General features: G+C 72.3%; 12 protein-coding genes and 1 riboswitch. Of the genes, 2 read left to right on the top strand and 10 right to left on the bottom strand.

Annotated elements, in window-relative coordinates:
* Positions 1-101 precede the first annotated feature (101 nt).
* Positions 102-533 (top strand): ArsR/SmtB family transcription factor, encoded by a 432-nt coding sequence (locus ABTZ03_RS14555; protein WP_350513277.1) that lies wholly within the window; start codon positions 102-104, stop codon positions 531-533.
* Positions 534-573: 40 nt separating this feature from the next.
* On the opposite strand, the gene ABTZ03_RS14550 is transcribed toward ABTZ03_RS14555, so the two are convergent.
* From ABTZ03_RS14550 to ABTZ03_RS14510, 9 genes are all read right to left on the bottom strand, one after another.
* Positions 574-1,143, bottom strand: a complete 570-nt coding sequence (locus ABTZ03_RS14550; protein ID WP_350513276.1) for a nucleoside deaminase — start codon at positions 1,141-1,143, stop codon at positions 574-576.
* A gap of 57 nt (positions 1,144-1,200) precedes the next feature.
* Positions 1,201-2,604 carry an ABC transporter ATP-binding protein gene (locus ABTZ03_RS14545; protein ID WP_350513275.1) on the bottom strand — a complete coding sequence of 468 codons (1,404 nt, stop codon included), beginning with the start codon at positions 2,602-2,604 and terminating at the stop codon, positions 1,201-1,203.
* 24 nt (positions 2,605-2,628) lie between these two features.
* Positions 2,629-4,404 (bottom strand): ABC transporter permease, encoded by a 1,776-nt coding sequence (locus ABTZ03_RS14540; protein ID WP_502894465.1) that lies wholly within the window; start codon positions 4,402-4,404, stop codon positions 2,629-2,631.
* A 90-nt stretch (positions 4,405-4,494) separates the two neighbouring features.
* The gene (locus ABTZ03_RS14535) at positions 4,495-4,863 is read right to left on the bottom strand and encodes a VOC family protein (RefSeq protein WP_350513274.1); all 369 of its coding nucleotides are present in this window, start codon (positions 4,861-4,863) and stop codon (positions 4,495-4,497) included.
* Positions 4,860-5,405, bottom strand: coding sequence for a hypothetical protein (locus ABTZ03_RS14530; RefSeq protein WP_350513273.1), 546 nt, complete (start codon positions 5,403-5,405; stop codon positions 4,860-4,862). Before ABTZ03_RS14530 ends, ABTZ03_RS14535 begins: the two co-directional genes overlap by 4 nt.
* Positions 5,406-5,457: 52 nt before the next feature.
* Positions 5,458-5,880, bottom strand: a complete 423-nt coding sequence (locus ABTZ03_RS14525; protein WP_350513272.1) for a winged helix-turn-helix domain-containing protein — start codon at positions 5,878-5,880, stop codon at positions 5,458-5,460.
* Positions 5,881-6,000: 120 nt separating this feature from the next.
* The gene (locus tag ABTZ03_RS14520; RefSeq protein ID WP_350513271.1) at positions 6,001-6,237 is read right to left on the bottom strand and encodes a hypothetical protein; all 237 of its coding nucleotides are present in this window, start codon (positions 6,235-6,237) and stop codon (positions 6,001-6,003) included.
* Positions 6,238-6,325: 88 nt separating this feature from the next.
* The gene (locus ABTZ03_RS14515; RefSeq protein ID WP_350513270.1) at positions 6,326-6,664 is read right to left on the bottom strand and encodes a hypothetical protein; all 339 of its coding nucleotides are present in this window, start codon (positions 6,662-6,664) and stop codon (positions 6,326-6,328) included.
* A 100-nt stretch (positions 6,665-6,764) separates the two neighbouring features.
* Positions 6,765-8,414 carry an NRAMP family divalent metal transporter gene (locus ABTZ03_RS14510; RefSeq protein WP_350513269.1) on the bottom strand — a complete coding sequence of 550 codons (1,650 nt, stop codon included), beginning with the start codon at positions 8,412-8,414 and terminating at the stop codon, positions 6,765-6,767.
* 352 nt (positions 8,415-8,766) lie between these two features.
* A riboswitch (M-box (ykoK) riboswitch) is annotated at positions 8,767-8,944 on the bottom strand.
* A gap of 209 nt (positions 8,945-9,153) precedes the next feature.
* Between ABTZ03_RS14510 and ABTZ03_RS14505 the strand changes: the two genes are divergently transcribed.
* Positions 9,154-10,482, top strand: coding sequence for a YhgE/Pip domain-containing protein (locus ABTZ03_RS14505; RefSeq protein ID WP_350513268.1), 1,329 nt, complete (start codon positions 9,154-9,156; stop codon positions 10,480-10,482).
* Between the two features lie 18 nt (positions 10,483-10,500).
* On the opposite strand, the gene ABTZ03_RS14500 is transcribed toward ABTZ03_RS14505, so the two are convergent.
* Complete coding sequence (locus ABTZ03_RS14500; protein ID WP_350513316.1) at positions 10,501-12,768, bottom strand: FdhF/YdeP family oxidoreductase; 2,268 nt, start codon at positions 12,766-12,768, stop codon at positions 10,501-10,503.
* Positions 12,769-12,876: the final 108 nt, after the last annotated feature.

Raw genomic sequence — 12,876 nt, 5'->3', positions numbered from 1 at the left:
CGGGGCCGACTTCCGGTGCGGGGGCTTCCCACTGCGGGGACTTCCCGCTGCGGGGGCTTCCCGGCGCCGGGGCCGTGGGTGTGCGTCGGTACGATCGCTGTATGGGTGGTGCGAATCAAGAGGCCTGGGACACCGATGCGGCGGAGCGGGCCGTGGCCGTGCTGAAGGCGGTGGCCGATCCGTCGCGGTACCGGCTGCTGTGGGCGCTGAGCCGGCGGGAGCTGCCGGTCAGCGAGCTGGCCGAGCTGCTGGGCGCCCATGTGGCGGCCACCTCGCAGCACCTGGCGAAGCTGCGGGCGGCCGGTCTGGTGGTGGCCCGTCGGGAGGGCACCCGGATCTTCTACCGCGCCACCGAGGTGCGCGGCCTGCTCACCGAGGCCGCCGTGATCGCCAACGAGCTCCCGGGCCGCGGCGGTGACGGCGGTGGTGACGGCGACGGCGGCGCGGCCGCGGCCGCCGAGACGGCGGACCAGCCCTTCACCCGGGCCGCCCGCGCCGTCCGGGGGGTGCGCCGCCGTCCCGTGACCGGCTGATCCCGCCGCCGCCCCGTGACCGGCTGAGGCAGGACCCTGGCTACGCCCCGCCCTCCCGGACGGCCTGGGCGTGCCGGAACAGCTCGTCCGTCCGGTCGGCGAGCACCCCGCCCAGCAGCAGGCTCGGGCGGTAGAAGGACTCGGCGGCCCGGGCGACATCGGTGGCGGACAGGTCGATCTGGTCCAGTCCGGTGCGGCGCAGCCCCTCGATCGACGTCCCCCACAGGACCCGGTCGATCCCGGCCCAGGCGCAGGCGCTCATGCACATCGGGCAGGGTTCGGCGGTGGTGTACAGGGCGGTGCCCGCCCACTCGGGGCTGCCGTAGGGCTGCCCGTAGTCGTCGATGGCGACCATCTCGCCGTGGTACGTCGGGCCGTCCTGCGCCGCGTTGACACCCCGGCCCACCACCCGGCCGTCGCGCACCAGCACCGCCCCGAAGGGGTAGCGCTCGTGCTTGCGGCCCTCCTCGATCGCCTCGGCCATGAACTGCTCGTGGCCCCGCAGTGTGGCGTCGGTGGTGGCGGCGGCGCCGGTGGCGGTGGGAACGGCGTACGGCGCCAGCCCGACCGCGCCGACGGATCCGAGGAAGCTGCGCCTGCCCAAACTCACGGTGCTCTCCGTCCGTTGACGTCGACAGAAGTACGGGTACCGCAGCATTGTGCGCGATCACCGCCCCGGTTCGGGCTCCTCCAGCCGGTATTCCCGCCGCGCCGCGTCGTAGCCGAACAGGCCGGCGTAGCGGCCCCAGTCGGTGGCGGTCTCCAGCTGCCGGTCGATCTGCTCGCTGGTGTAGTGGTGGGCGAGCAGGTCGCGGAAGAACCCGGCGCGGACGGTGGCGCCGGGTTCGCCGCTCAGGCTGTTGGCGATCAGCTTGACCAGGGGGACGTCGAGGGCGGCGCCGGCGAACAGGGCGCGGGAGTCCTGGACATCGGCGTGGGCGAAGGCGGTGCCGTCCTCGGTGAGGAGGAGGTCGTCGCCGTGGATCTCGGCGAAGCCGAGCAGGTCGAGGGCGTCGACCTGGGGGAGCATGTCGTCGATGTCGAGGCCGAGTTCGTCGGCGAGGTCGGCGAGGTCGCAGCGCCCGTCGCGGTGGGCGATCATCTCGGCGAGGCCGGAGAGGCCGTCGACGCTGGCGGAGGGCAGCGGGGTGGTGGCGAGGGTGCGGCGGTCGGAGCGGTCCGGGCCCGGGTCGGTGTCCTGGCCCGGGTCGGCGTCCTGGACCGGACGGGCGGCGGAGCGGCCGTCCTTGGGCCGGCCGGTCATGATCCGGTAGACCCGGTCGACCAGTTCGTCGAACTCGGCCGAGTCGCGGTCGCGCGGTCGCTCCAGGTCGACCTCCACGGTCTCCCGGATGGTGCCGTACGGGCGGGAGCCGAGGACGACGACGCGGTCGGCCATCAGCACCGCCTCCTCGATGTTGTGGGTGACCAGGACGACGGCGCGGGTGGGGAACTGGCCGGAGTCCCACAGCTCCATGAGTTCGCCGCGCAGGTTCTCGGCGGTGAGTACGTCGAGCGCGGAGAACGGTTCGTCCATCATCAGCACGTCCGGTTCGACGACCAACGCCCGTGCGAAGCCGACGCGTTGGCGCATGCCGCCGGAGAGCTCCTTGGGGTAGGCGTTCTCGAAGCCGGCCAGGCCGATCAGGTCGATGGCCTGGTCGGCGGCGCGGGCGCGTTCGCGCGGGGGCACGCCGCGGGCCTCCAGGCCGAGTTCGACGTTCTGCCGGACGGTCAGCCAGGGCAGCAGGGCGAAGGTCTGGAAGACCAGCGCGGTGCCGGGGTTGGCGCCGGTGAGCGGGGTGCCGCGGTAGCGGACGGTGCCGGAGCTGGGCGGCAGCAGCCCGGCGAGGCAGCGCAGCAGGGTGGACTTGCCGGAGCCGGAGCGGCCGAGCAGGGCGACGATCTCGCCGGCCCGGACGGTGAGGTCGATCCCGGAGAGCACCGGCAGTTCGCCGTCGGCCCCGGCGTAGGACTTGGTGAGGCCGGTGGTCTCCAGCAGGGTCTCGCCGTCGGCCACGGGGGGCTGGGCGACCGCGGCGGCGGGGCGGGAGAAGAACGGGAAGCGCATCGGCGGGAACCTCACGGGGACGGGTCAGAGCGAGTAGCGGCGCTCGGCCAGCCGGTACAGGCGGCGCCAGAGCAGGCGGTTGAGGGCGACGACGTACAGGCTCATCACCGCGACCCCGGCGAGCAGGTGCGGGTAGTCGCCGCGTTCGGTGGCCCGGGCGATGTACGCGCCGAGGCCGGTGGCGGTGAGGGTGGTGCCGCCGAAGGTGACCACTTCGGAGACGATGGAGGCGTTCCAGGCGCCGCCGGAGGCGGTGATGCCGCCGGTGACGTAGGCCGGGAAGATCCCGGGGATGATCAGCCGGCGCCAGCGCTGCCGGCCGCGCACGCCGAGGTTGTCCATGGCCTCGCGCAGGTCGCTGGGGATCGCCATGGCGCCGGCGATGGCGTTGAACAGGATGTACCACTGGGCGCCGAGGGCCATCAGCAGGATGCCGCCGACGTCGATCGACAGCCCGGTGCGCAGCAGCAGCCAGACCACCAGCGGGAACAGGAAGTTGGCGGGGAAGCTGGCGAGGATCTGGACCAGCGGCTGGGCGGTCCGGGTCAGCCGCGGCGAGAAGCCGATCTTCACGCCGATCGGCACCCAGACCACGGTGGCCACGGCGACCAGCACCACCACCCGGGCCAGCGTGGCGAGGCCGAGCAGCAGGGGTTCGCCGAAGACGCCGAGGCCGGTGGCGTCGGCGAGGTAGCGGCCGAGGTCGACCAGGCCCCAGAGCACGATGCCGCCGGCGACCAGGGCGAAGGTGACGTCCCCGGCGCGCTGCCGCGCGGGGCTGACGGCGAGTGGCCGGTCGTCGGTGCCGAACACGCCGCCGGCGCGGTTCAGCGCCCGGCCGAGCGGCCGCAGCGCCCGGGCCAGCAGGCCGGGCAGCCGGGAGCGGCGCAGCAGGTCGAGGACGACGGAGCGCTGCACCTCGGTGGCCTCGGACTGCTCGTTCTTGAAGCGTTCGGCCCAGGCGGTGAGCGGCCGCCAGAACAGGAAGTTCACGCCGACGACCAGGACGGTCATGGTGGCGATCGCCCAGCCGACCCGGCCGAGGTCCCCGGCGGCGATCGCGGCGCCCGCGTAGGAGCCGACCCCGGGCAGCGCGTAGCGCTGGTTGTCGACGCTGATCGCCTCGGAGGCGACCAGGAAGAACCAGCCGCCGCCGAAGCTGAGCATGCCGTTCCAGACCAGGCCGATCATGCCGGAGGGCAGTTCGACCTTCCAGAACCGGGTCCACCGGCTGAACCGGAAGGAGCGCGACAGTTCGTCCAGTTCGCGGGGCAGCGAGACCAGCGAGTGGTAGAAGCCGAAGGTCATGTTCCAGGCCTGGGACGTGAAGATCGCGAAGACGGCCGCGCACTCCAGGCCGAGCATCGAGCCGGGGAACAGCGCCAGGAAGCCGGTCACCGCGACGGTCAGGAAGGCGAGCACCGGCACCGACTGGAGGATGTCCAGGGCCGGGATCAGCACCCGTTCCAGCCGGCGGCTGCGGGCGGCGGCGTAGGCGTAGCCGAAGGTGAAGAGCACCGAGACGACGAGGGCGGCGAACATCCGCAGCAGGGAGCGCGCGGCGTCGTACGGCAGCCGGGCCGGGTCGGTGTCCACGGCGGCGTCGCGCGCGGTGGAGAACCGCACGGTGGTGCCCTGTCCGGCCCGCAGGGCGATGTAGAGCAGCACCAGGACGGCGGCCGCCACGAGCACGTCCACCCAGCTCATCCGGGCCGGGCGGCGCCCGGTCCGGGACAGCCGTGAGCCCCGGGACGGGCCCGGGGCGGACTTCTGGAGGGACGGGAAGGACGGGAAGGACATGGCGGGGACCTCCGGCACGCAAACCCGGGCAGTCTGCTCCCTTCTGACGTCCGTACGCAAATGGACCGTTGTCGGCGCGGTCGGGGACGGCTACCCGACGGCTTCGACGAACTCCAGCAGGTTGCCCACCGGGTCGGTGGTGTAGAAGCGGCGGCCGGGCGGCAGGCTGTCGTCCCAGACCACCTGGGCGCCGAGTTCGGCGAGCCGCAGGGCGAACTCGTCGATCTCGCAGACCGCCATCCCCGGGTGGGCCTTGGTGTTGGGGCGGAAGCGCTCGTCGATGCCGAGGTAGAGCCGCACCCGTCCGCCGTCGGCGGCGAACCAGCACCCGCCGCGTCCGCTCAGCGGCTGGGGCTTGGGGATCTCGGCCATCTGCAGGACGTCGCCGTAGAAGGCGCGCAGCAGGGCCTCGCAGCCGGGCGGTGCGGAGAGCTGGACGTGGTCGAGGGCCGTGATCACTGCGGCCTCCTTCGGGACGGGGCTTCGGACGGGGCTTCGTACGGGGTTTCGGACAGGACTTCGGACGGGGCTGAGGTGTTCTGCTTCCGGGCGGCGGCGACCAGCAGCCGGGCGGTGGGGGTGGGCAGGTCGAGGTGGTGGGCGATCCACTGCGGGTCGTGCCCGTGGGTGGCGAACACCCAGGCGGTGTAGAGCCGGTTCAGCCCGGGGGCGTCGGGGGCCAGCAGCAGCGGACGGACCTGCTCCATCGGGAAGCCCTCCAGCGAGCGGGCGCTGAACCACTGGGCGTCGTCCTCGCCGGCGGCGACCCGCTCGGCGACCGACCGGCCCGCCCGCTGCCGGCTGTGCGCCAGCAGCAGGGCGAGCAGCAGGCCCACCACCGAGGCGCCGATGAGCACGCCGGAGAGGAACAGCCGCAGCGGGGCGGGGGCGACGCCGACGGCGAGGCCCTCGACGGCGAGCAACAGGAGGACGCCGCTCAGCGCCGTCGTTCGGCCGGTCCAGGGCAGGGACCAGGTGCGGGGCAGGGCGGTTCTGATCACGGGGGTGTCCTCCTTGTTCTGCGCTTGGTCGTCTCCGGTCCGCCGCGGTGGTTCAGGCGGCGCGGACCAGTCGGGGGTCGTACTTGTAGCCGATCTGCCGGACGGTGGCGATCGCGTCCCGGTGGCCGGGGCCGAGCTTGCGGCGGATCCGGGCGATGTGGGTGGCGATGGTGCGGGTGTCGCCGGTGTCCGGGCGGCCCCAGACGTTCTCCATCAGCTGGCGGCGGGAGTGCACCCGCAGGGGGTTGCCGACCAGGTGGGCGAGCAGTTCGAACTCCAGGAACGGCAGGTTGAGCGACTGGCCGTCGACGGTGACGGTGCGCTGCTCGGGGTCCACCACCAGGCCGGGGTCCGGGAGGGTGGCGGTGGCGGTGACGGCGGTGGGCTTCGGGGCGGGTCCGGGGCGACGGGCGGCGGCGGACGCGGCGGCGTGGTCCGAGAAGATGGCGTCGAGCCTGGGGTAGCGCACGGCCATGGCGATGCTCCTTCGGCGAGTACGGCTGGTACGGCGCGGACGGCCGGCACCGCGACTACGGCGGTGCGGCGGGTACGGCGGTACGGCGAACGGGGTCGGGGGGTGGGGGTGGGGGTGGGCTCAGCGCCCGGCGTGCCAGGAGGCTTCCAGCCGGGTGGTGCCGTCCGGCGCGGTCACCGTGCGCCAGTCGGCCCGCAGCGCGGTCCGGCGGCCGCCGGTCGGCAGCGCGGCGGCCTGCAGCACGGTGTGGTCCAGCGGGCTGGCCGCCAGGCGTCGACCCACCGCGGCGAGGGCGGCGCGCAGTCGGCCGCGATCGGTGGACGGGAGGGTGGGCTGGAAAGCGGCAACGATGGACATGGCAGGTCACCTCCGTGACAGGGCCAGGAAACACGGACAAGTGCGCTGATACGCGCGGGAGTTGCTGAAAGCTCAGCTGGCGGAGGACTCAGGCGGCGGGCGCGGCGACACTCGCGGCGGCACTCGCGGTGGCGGCCCGGTGCTGGGCGGCGGCGAGGGCGAGGCGGTGCGCGGCGGCCGGCGGGAGGTCCGCGAAGCGGGCGAGCCAGTCCGGGCGGTGGCCCTGCCGGGCCAGCAGATACGCCAGGTGGACGCGGGGCTCGTACGCGGAGGCCGGGCTGTTGGCGGTGCCCGAGTAGGGGCAGGAGCCGGGGTCGTCGAGGCGGTAGGCGCGCTCGACGCCGTCGTGCAGGGCGAGCCGGATGTTCGGGCAGCGGTGGAACGTGGGCTGCTGGAACGGGAGTTCGTGGATCAGGGTGGTGCGCATGGCCGTACTGCCTTCCTTCCCCGGGGTGGGGCGGTCGAGGGTTCCGGGGTGGGGCCGGGGGCGGCGGCGGTGGTGACGGGCGCCGCCCCCGGCGTTCGGATCAGTGGTTCAGGGCGGTCTGGACGACCTTGATGATGACCATGATCATCGCGATCAGCAGGTAGGAGCGCAGGGCGCCCATGCCGATCTTGCGGGCGGTGGACATGACCGGCTTCTCCAGGGTCTCCAGCGGGGGCATCCGCCAGTTCTCCCGGTCGGTGCGGTCGATCGGGTCCTCCTTGGTGCCCTTGCGGCCGAAGGTGAAGAAGTACCCGGCGACCAGGACCCCGGCCACACCGCAGCCGGCCATGATCCAGAGCAGCGCGTCCGAGCTGATGTCCGGCCACACCACCGAGGCGGTGAGGATGAGCGACAGCATGACCAGGATGCCGACCACCGCGGAGGTGAAGGCGTTGGTCTTGGGACCGTTGCGCCAGGGGCCGAGCACGGCCTTGTCGTTGCAGAGCAGCAGCAGGAAGACGGTGGCGGAGGGCAGCAGCACACCGGCCAGCACCTGGACGAACTGGGTCATCAGACCCTGGGCGTAGTCGGTGGACAGCAGGGTGATGGCGGCGGCCACCACGACCACGCCGGCGTAGATGCCGTAGAAGCCCTTGGCGCCCTTGACCCCGCGGTGCAGCGAGTGCTTGATGCCGAAGACGTCGCCGATGGCGTAGGCGGTGGAGAGCGAGACGGCGAAGGCGCCGATGATCGAGGCGTCCAGCAGGGCGATCGCGAACAGCACGCCGACCACGTGGCCGGCCTTGTCCTCCAGGCCCTTGGCGATGGCGCCCGCGTCGGAGAACTGGCCGAAGCCGTCGGTGCCCGAGAAGGCGGCGGCGCAGAAGCCCATCATGGCGGCGGCGCCGATGATCACGATGGCGATGCCGATCCACAGGTCGGCCTTCTCGTACTTCATGAAGCGCGGGGTGATCCGCTTGTCGATGACGTACGACTGCTGGAAGAACAGCTGCCACGGGGCGACGGTGGTGCCGACGATGGAGACGATCAGCAGCATGACGGTGGCGAGCTCACCCGAGCCGCCCGGCATCTGCGGGACCACGAAGTCGTGGGCCATCTGCGAGGTCTTCGGGTGGACCATGAAGTAGATCGGCACCAGCAGCAGCGAGCCGACACACAGCGTCACCGCGACCCGCTCGAAGCGCCGGAAGGAGCCGGTGAAGGCCGAGGCGATGATGACCGCTGCCGCCAGGATGACGGAGGCGACCTTCGGCAGGCCCAGGTACCCGGCCGCGAGTGTCACGCCGATGAACTCGGTGACCAGGGTGAGGGCGTTCAGCAGGAAGAGGTCGATGACGCTGAACGCGCCCCAGAACTTGCCGAAGCGCTCCAGGATCAGCCGGGCGTGCCCGACGCCGGTGACGGCGCCCAGGCGCAGCACCATCTCCTGGTTGACGTACAGCACCGGGATCAGCAGGGCCAGCGTCCACAGCAGCTGGGTGCCGTAGTTCTGACCGGCCTGGCCGTAGGTGGAGAAGGCGCCGGCGTCGTTGTCGCCGACCATGACGATCAGGCCGGGGCCGACGATCGCCATCAGGGTCTTGAGTCTCGCGCTCAGTCCCTCGCGCGGTGCGTTGTCATCGAGCTTGATGGTGCCGAGCGCACCTTTGATGTCGCCCACGTGGGCGTCGTCCAGCACGGCGGTGCGCTGTGCGGGGATCTTGGAGTCGAGGGTCGAGTTGGTGGTCATGGCGTTCCTCCCGGGTACCCCTGGCAGGAGGGGTGGTTGGGGACGCGCGGCAGCAATTCCCCCTGCGTGCGGGCACGACGCATCGGCGCGCGGCGGCGTCGGCCCGGGCGGACGGGCGCGGGCACGGCGAAGCCGCGTGCGTGGTGCTGGTGCTGTGTGCTGATGCGTCGTCAGGTCAACGCGCAGGGAAGGTTGTTACCGCGTGCCGGAGGTGTACGAGGACAAGCGGGGGCAGGGGCAACTGTGGCCCGGACTACTGCAATCCATGTCTCTCGCCTCCTCCCGGTCGACGCACCCCGTGGTGCGTGTCATCGACGCGGCAAGGAGTTCACCGGCGCGCGGAACGGCGACCGGTTCACCCCAACTCGTCAGAGCTTTGGCACTCCACGGCGTGTCCAACCCGCTTGGGCCGGAAGCCACTTCGGATCAACCCTTAGGTCGGGAAGATCTGTCCTAACCCTGGGCGTCTCTCGACGTCGTCGGATCAGTGGCCTGTGTCCGTGAAGAAGCCTCACCGAACGAGGTGCCTTCTTCAAACCTCGAAAAGCATAGCCCCGGCGAAGAGCGTTACTTGCGTACTTGGTAGAACCTTTACCTTTCTCCGCGCGTGACACCCGCCCGGGTGACGCGGGTTTGACCGGCGTGTGACCACGGAACGACTTCCCGCCGTGACGGCGGCACCGCACCGGCCGTACCGGCAGCGCACGGCATCCGCCCGTGCCCGAACCCGAGGGATGGCATGGCGACCGCAGGCTCCCAGGAGGCTCCCCGGCAGGTTCCCCCGCAGGCCAGGGCGCTGACCCTCGCCCGGAAGCCCAAGCTCTGGCTCTTCCCGGGCATCCTGTGCGCCCTGGTGGCCGTGCTGCTCTCGCTGCTCTACCTGGGCGGCATCGTCAACCCGACCGGGCACCTGCACCGGCTGCCGATCGCCCTGGTGAACGCGGACCAGGGCCCGCCCCCGCCCGGCCGGCCGGTCGGCTTCGGCACCGAGCTGACCAGGGCCGTGATCGCCGGTACCCCCGGCGACACCGTGGACTGGCGGCAGACCGACGAGGCCGGTGCCCGTGACCTGCTCGCCTCCGGCAAGGTCTACGGCGCGCTGCTCGTCCCCGCCGACTTCACCGCCGCCGTCGGCCGGCTGGTCACCGGCGGTGCCACCGGGCGCCCCACCCTCACCGTCCTCACCAACCCCGGCCTGGGCAGCCTCGGCTCCTCGATGGCCGCCCAGATCGCCCAGAACGCCGCCCACCAGGCCTCGGTCGCGGCCGGAGCGCAGCTCCTCGCCGCCGTACCGGCGCCGAAGGCCCAGGCCCAAGGCGCCCCGACCCCCGACACCGGTGCCACCGCCCGGCTGCTGCTCGCCGACCCGTTCGCCGTGGCCACCCAGGTCGGCCACCCGATCGGCAGCCACAGCGGCCTCGGCCTCAGCGCCTTCTACTACACCCTGCTGGCCGTCCTGACCGGCTTCATCGGCGGCAACATCATCCACAACGGCGTCGACGGCGCCCTGGGCTACAGCGACAGCGAGATCGGCCCCTGGCACACCCGCCGCCCCACCGTCCCGATCAGCCGCACCCAGACCCTGCTGCTCAAGATGCTGATGACCGCCGGGATCATGCTGGTCACCACCTCCCTGGTGCTGCTCTGCACGGCCGGCGTCCTCGGCATGGACGCCCCGCACCAGGCGCTGCTGTGGCTGTTCGCCTACTGCGCCAGCCTGGCCGTCGGCCTCGGAGTGCAGGCGATCAACGCCGCGTTCGGCGGGATCGGGCAGCTGGTGTCCATGTTCGTCTTCATCGCGCTGGCCCTGCCCTCCTCCGGGGCGACCGTGCCGCTGCAGGCGGTGCCCGGCTTCTACCGCTTCCTCGGCGTCTTCGAGCCGATGCGCCAGCTGAGCGACGGCATCCGGGCGATCCTCTTCTTCGACGCCCGCTCGGACGCCGGGCTGGCCCGCGGCTGGACCATGATCGCGGTCGGGGTGGTGCTGGCCCTGGCCTTCGGCTTCGGGATGACCCGCTACTACGACCGCAAGGGCCTGCACCGCTGGACGCCCCAGCCGGCGGACTAGCGTGTCAGGGGCGGCTGTTCACGACCTGGTCACCGTCACCTTCAGGTGCTTCATGATCGGCTGGTCGCTCTGGGTGCTGTGGTCCCCGATCGCGCACAGCACGTTCAGCTCCGGCATGTACCCGGCCGCGCAGCCGCGCGGGATGTCGTACGGGATCGCCAGGTAGCCGTGCACCGAGCGGGTGGAGCCGTCCCGGGCGGTGCTGGTGACGTCCACCGGGTCGAACTCGGCGATGCCGCGCTCGCGCATGTCCTCCCGGTTCAGGAAGACCAGCGTCCGCAGGTTCTTCACGCCCCGGTAACGGTCGTCGTCCGAGTAGATGGTGGTGTTCCACTGGTCGTGCGAGCGCATCGTGCCCAGCGCCAGGGTGCCCGGTTCGGGGACGACGTCGGGCAGCGGGGCGGCGGAGAACTCCGCCTTGCCGGTGCGGGTGAGGAAGACCAGTTCGCGGGCCGGCTGCTTGATCCGGAAGCCCAGCGGCAGCCGCACCCGGCGGTTGAAGTCCTCGAAGCCGTCCAGCACTTCGGCCATGGTGTCGCGGATCCGGTCGTAGTCCTCGACGTACCACTCCCACGGGGTGGCGCTGTCCGGCAGCGCCGCGCGGGCCATCCCGGCGACGATCGCGGGCTCGGAGAGCAGGTGCGGCGAGGCCGGGCGCTTCATCCCGACCGACAGGTGCACCATGCTCATCGAGTCCTCGACCGAGGTGGACTGCACCCCGGCGCGCCGGTGGTCCTTCTCGGTCCGGCCCAGGCACGGCAGGATCAGCGCCCGGCGGCCGTGCACCAGGTGGCTGCGGTTCAGTTTGGTGCTCACCTGCACGGTCAACTCGCAGGCGCGCAGGGCCTCCTGGGTGTACGGGGTGTCCGGCGCGGCGAGCGCGAAGTTGCCGCCCATGCCGACGAACACCGTCACCTCGCCGCGCCGCATCGCCTCGATCGTGCCGACCGTGTCCAGGCCGTGGGCGCGCGGCGGGTCGAACCGGCAGACCGCGCCGAGCCGGTCCAGGAAGGCGTCGGTGGGCCGGTGGTCGATCCCGCAGGTGCGGTTGCCCTGGACGTTGCTGTGCCCGCGCACCGGGGACGGCCCGGCGCCCTCGCGGCCCAGATTGCCGCGCAGCAGCAGGAGGTTGACGATCTCCCGGACGGTGTCCACGCCGTGCTCGTGCTGGGTGACGCCCAGGCACCAGCTGAAGATCGAGCGGTCCGCCTCCCGGTAGACCCGGGCCGCCTCCAGGATCTCGGCCCGGCTCAGCCCGCTCTGGCGCTCGATCTCCGACCAGGGCGTGGCCGCGCAGACGTCGCGGTAGGCGGCGAAGCCGGCGGTGTGGCGCTCGATGAACAGCCGGTCCAGCGCCTTGCGGTCGGTCGCGGACTGCTCCAGGACCGCCTTCGCCATCCCGCGCAGCAGCGCCATGTCGCCGCCGATCCGCACCTGGAGGTTCAACGTGCCGGTCCGGGTGGACCTGTTCAGCGCCATGTCGGTGAAGTCGTGCGGGATGATCGTCCGCCGGGAGGCCGCCTCGATCAGCGGGTTGATGTGCACGATCTGCGCGCCCCGCCGGTACGCCTCGGCGAGCGAGGTGAGCATCCGGGGCGCGTTGGAGGCCGCGTTGACGCCCAGGACGAACAGCGCGTCGGTGACCTCCCAGTCCTTGAGGTCGGCCGTACCCTTCCCGGTGCCCAGCGCCGCCTGGAGCGCCCGACCGCTGGCCTCGTGGCACATGTTGGAGCAGTCCGGCAGGTTGTTGGTGCCCAGCTCGCGGGCCAGCAGCTGGTACAGGAAGGTCGCCTCGTTGCCGAGCCGGCCGGAGGTGTAGAACGCGGCCCGGTTCGGGTCGTCCAGGCCGCGCAGGGTGCGGCCGACCAGCTCGAACGCCGCCTGCCAGCCGATCGGGACGTAGTGGTCGGTCTCCGGGTCGTAGCTCATCGGCTCGGTCAGCCGGCCCTGGTCCTCCAGCGCGAAGTCGCTCCAGCCGGACAGCTCGGTCACCGAGTGGGCGGCGAAGAACTCCCGGCCGACCCGCTTGCGGGTCATCTCCCAGGTGACGTGCTTGATGCCGTTCTCGCAGATGTCCAGGTGCAGGCCCTTGGTGTCGTCCGGCCAGGCGCACCCCGGGCAGTCGAAACCGGTGTTCTCGTGGTTCATCCGCATGACCGCCCGCGGGCCGTCGACGTAGGCGCCCTCGCGCAGCAGGAAGCGGGTGACGCTCTTGGCGGCGCCCCAGCCCGCGGCCGGGTGAGTGTACGGCGCGAACTGCGGCGCCCCGTCGGGGGAGGGGCCCACGGCCTCCGGTCGCGGCTCCGGCTGCGGGGCGGCGGTCTTGTCGACGTCGTCGTCGGAGGTGGTCACGGCACTCGCCTTCCGCGCACGGGTCCTGCTGGGGTCCCGGTC

This window comes from Kitasatospora sp. NPDC096077 (assembly GCF_040303245.1).
Lineage (GTDB): Bacteria > Actinomycetota > Actinomycetes > Streptomycetales > Streptomycetaceae > Kitasatospora.
The sequence above is the reverse complement of the archived record's forward strand: the minus strand, read 5'-3'. Positions and strand labels throughout refer to the sequence as shown.

Coding starts and splice junctions, on each gene's coding strand:
- ABTZ03_RS14555 (WP_350513277.1), top strand. CDS start 102: ATGGGTGGTGCGAATCAAGAGGCCTGGGACACCGATGCGGCGGAGCGG.
- ABTZ03_RS14545 (WP_350513275.1), bottom strand. CDS start 2,604: ATGCGCTTCCCGTTCTTCTCCCGCCCCGCCGCCGCGGTCGCCCAGCCC.
- ABTZ03_RS14540 (WP_502894465.1), bottom strand. CDS start 4,404: ATGTCCTTCCCGTCCTTCCCGTCCCTCCAGAAGTCCGCCCCGGGCCCG.
- ABTZ03_RS14525 (WP_350513272.1), bottom strand. CDS start 5,880: ATGGCCGTGCGCTACCCCAGGCTCGACGCCATCTTCTCGGACCACGCC.
- ABTZ03_RS14520 (WP_350513271.1), bottom strand. CDS start 6,237: ATGTCCATCGTTGCCGCTTTCCAGCCCACCCTCCCGTCCACCGATCGC.
- ABTZ03_RS14515 (WP_350513270.1), bottom strand. CDS start 6,664: ATGCGCACCACCCTGATCCACGAACTCCCGTTCCAGCAGCCCACGTTC.
- ABTZ03_RS14510 (WP_350513269.1), bottom strand. CDS start 8,414: ATGACCACCAACTCGACCCTCGACTCCAAGATCCCCGCACAGCGCACC.
- ABTZ03_RS14505 (WP_350513268.1), top strand. CDS start 9,154: ATGGCGACCGCAGGCTCCCAGGAGGCTCCCCGGCAGGTTCCCCCGCAG.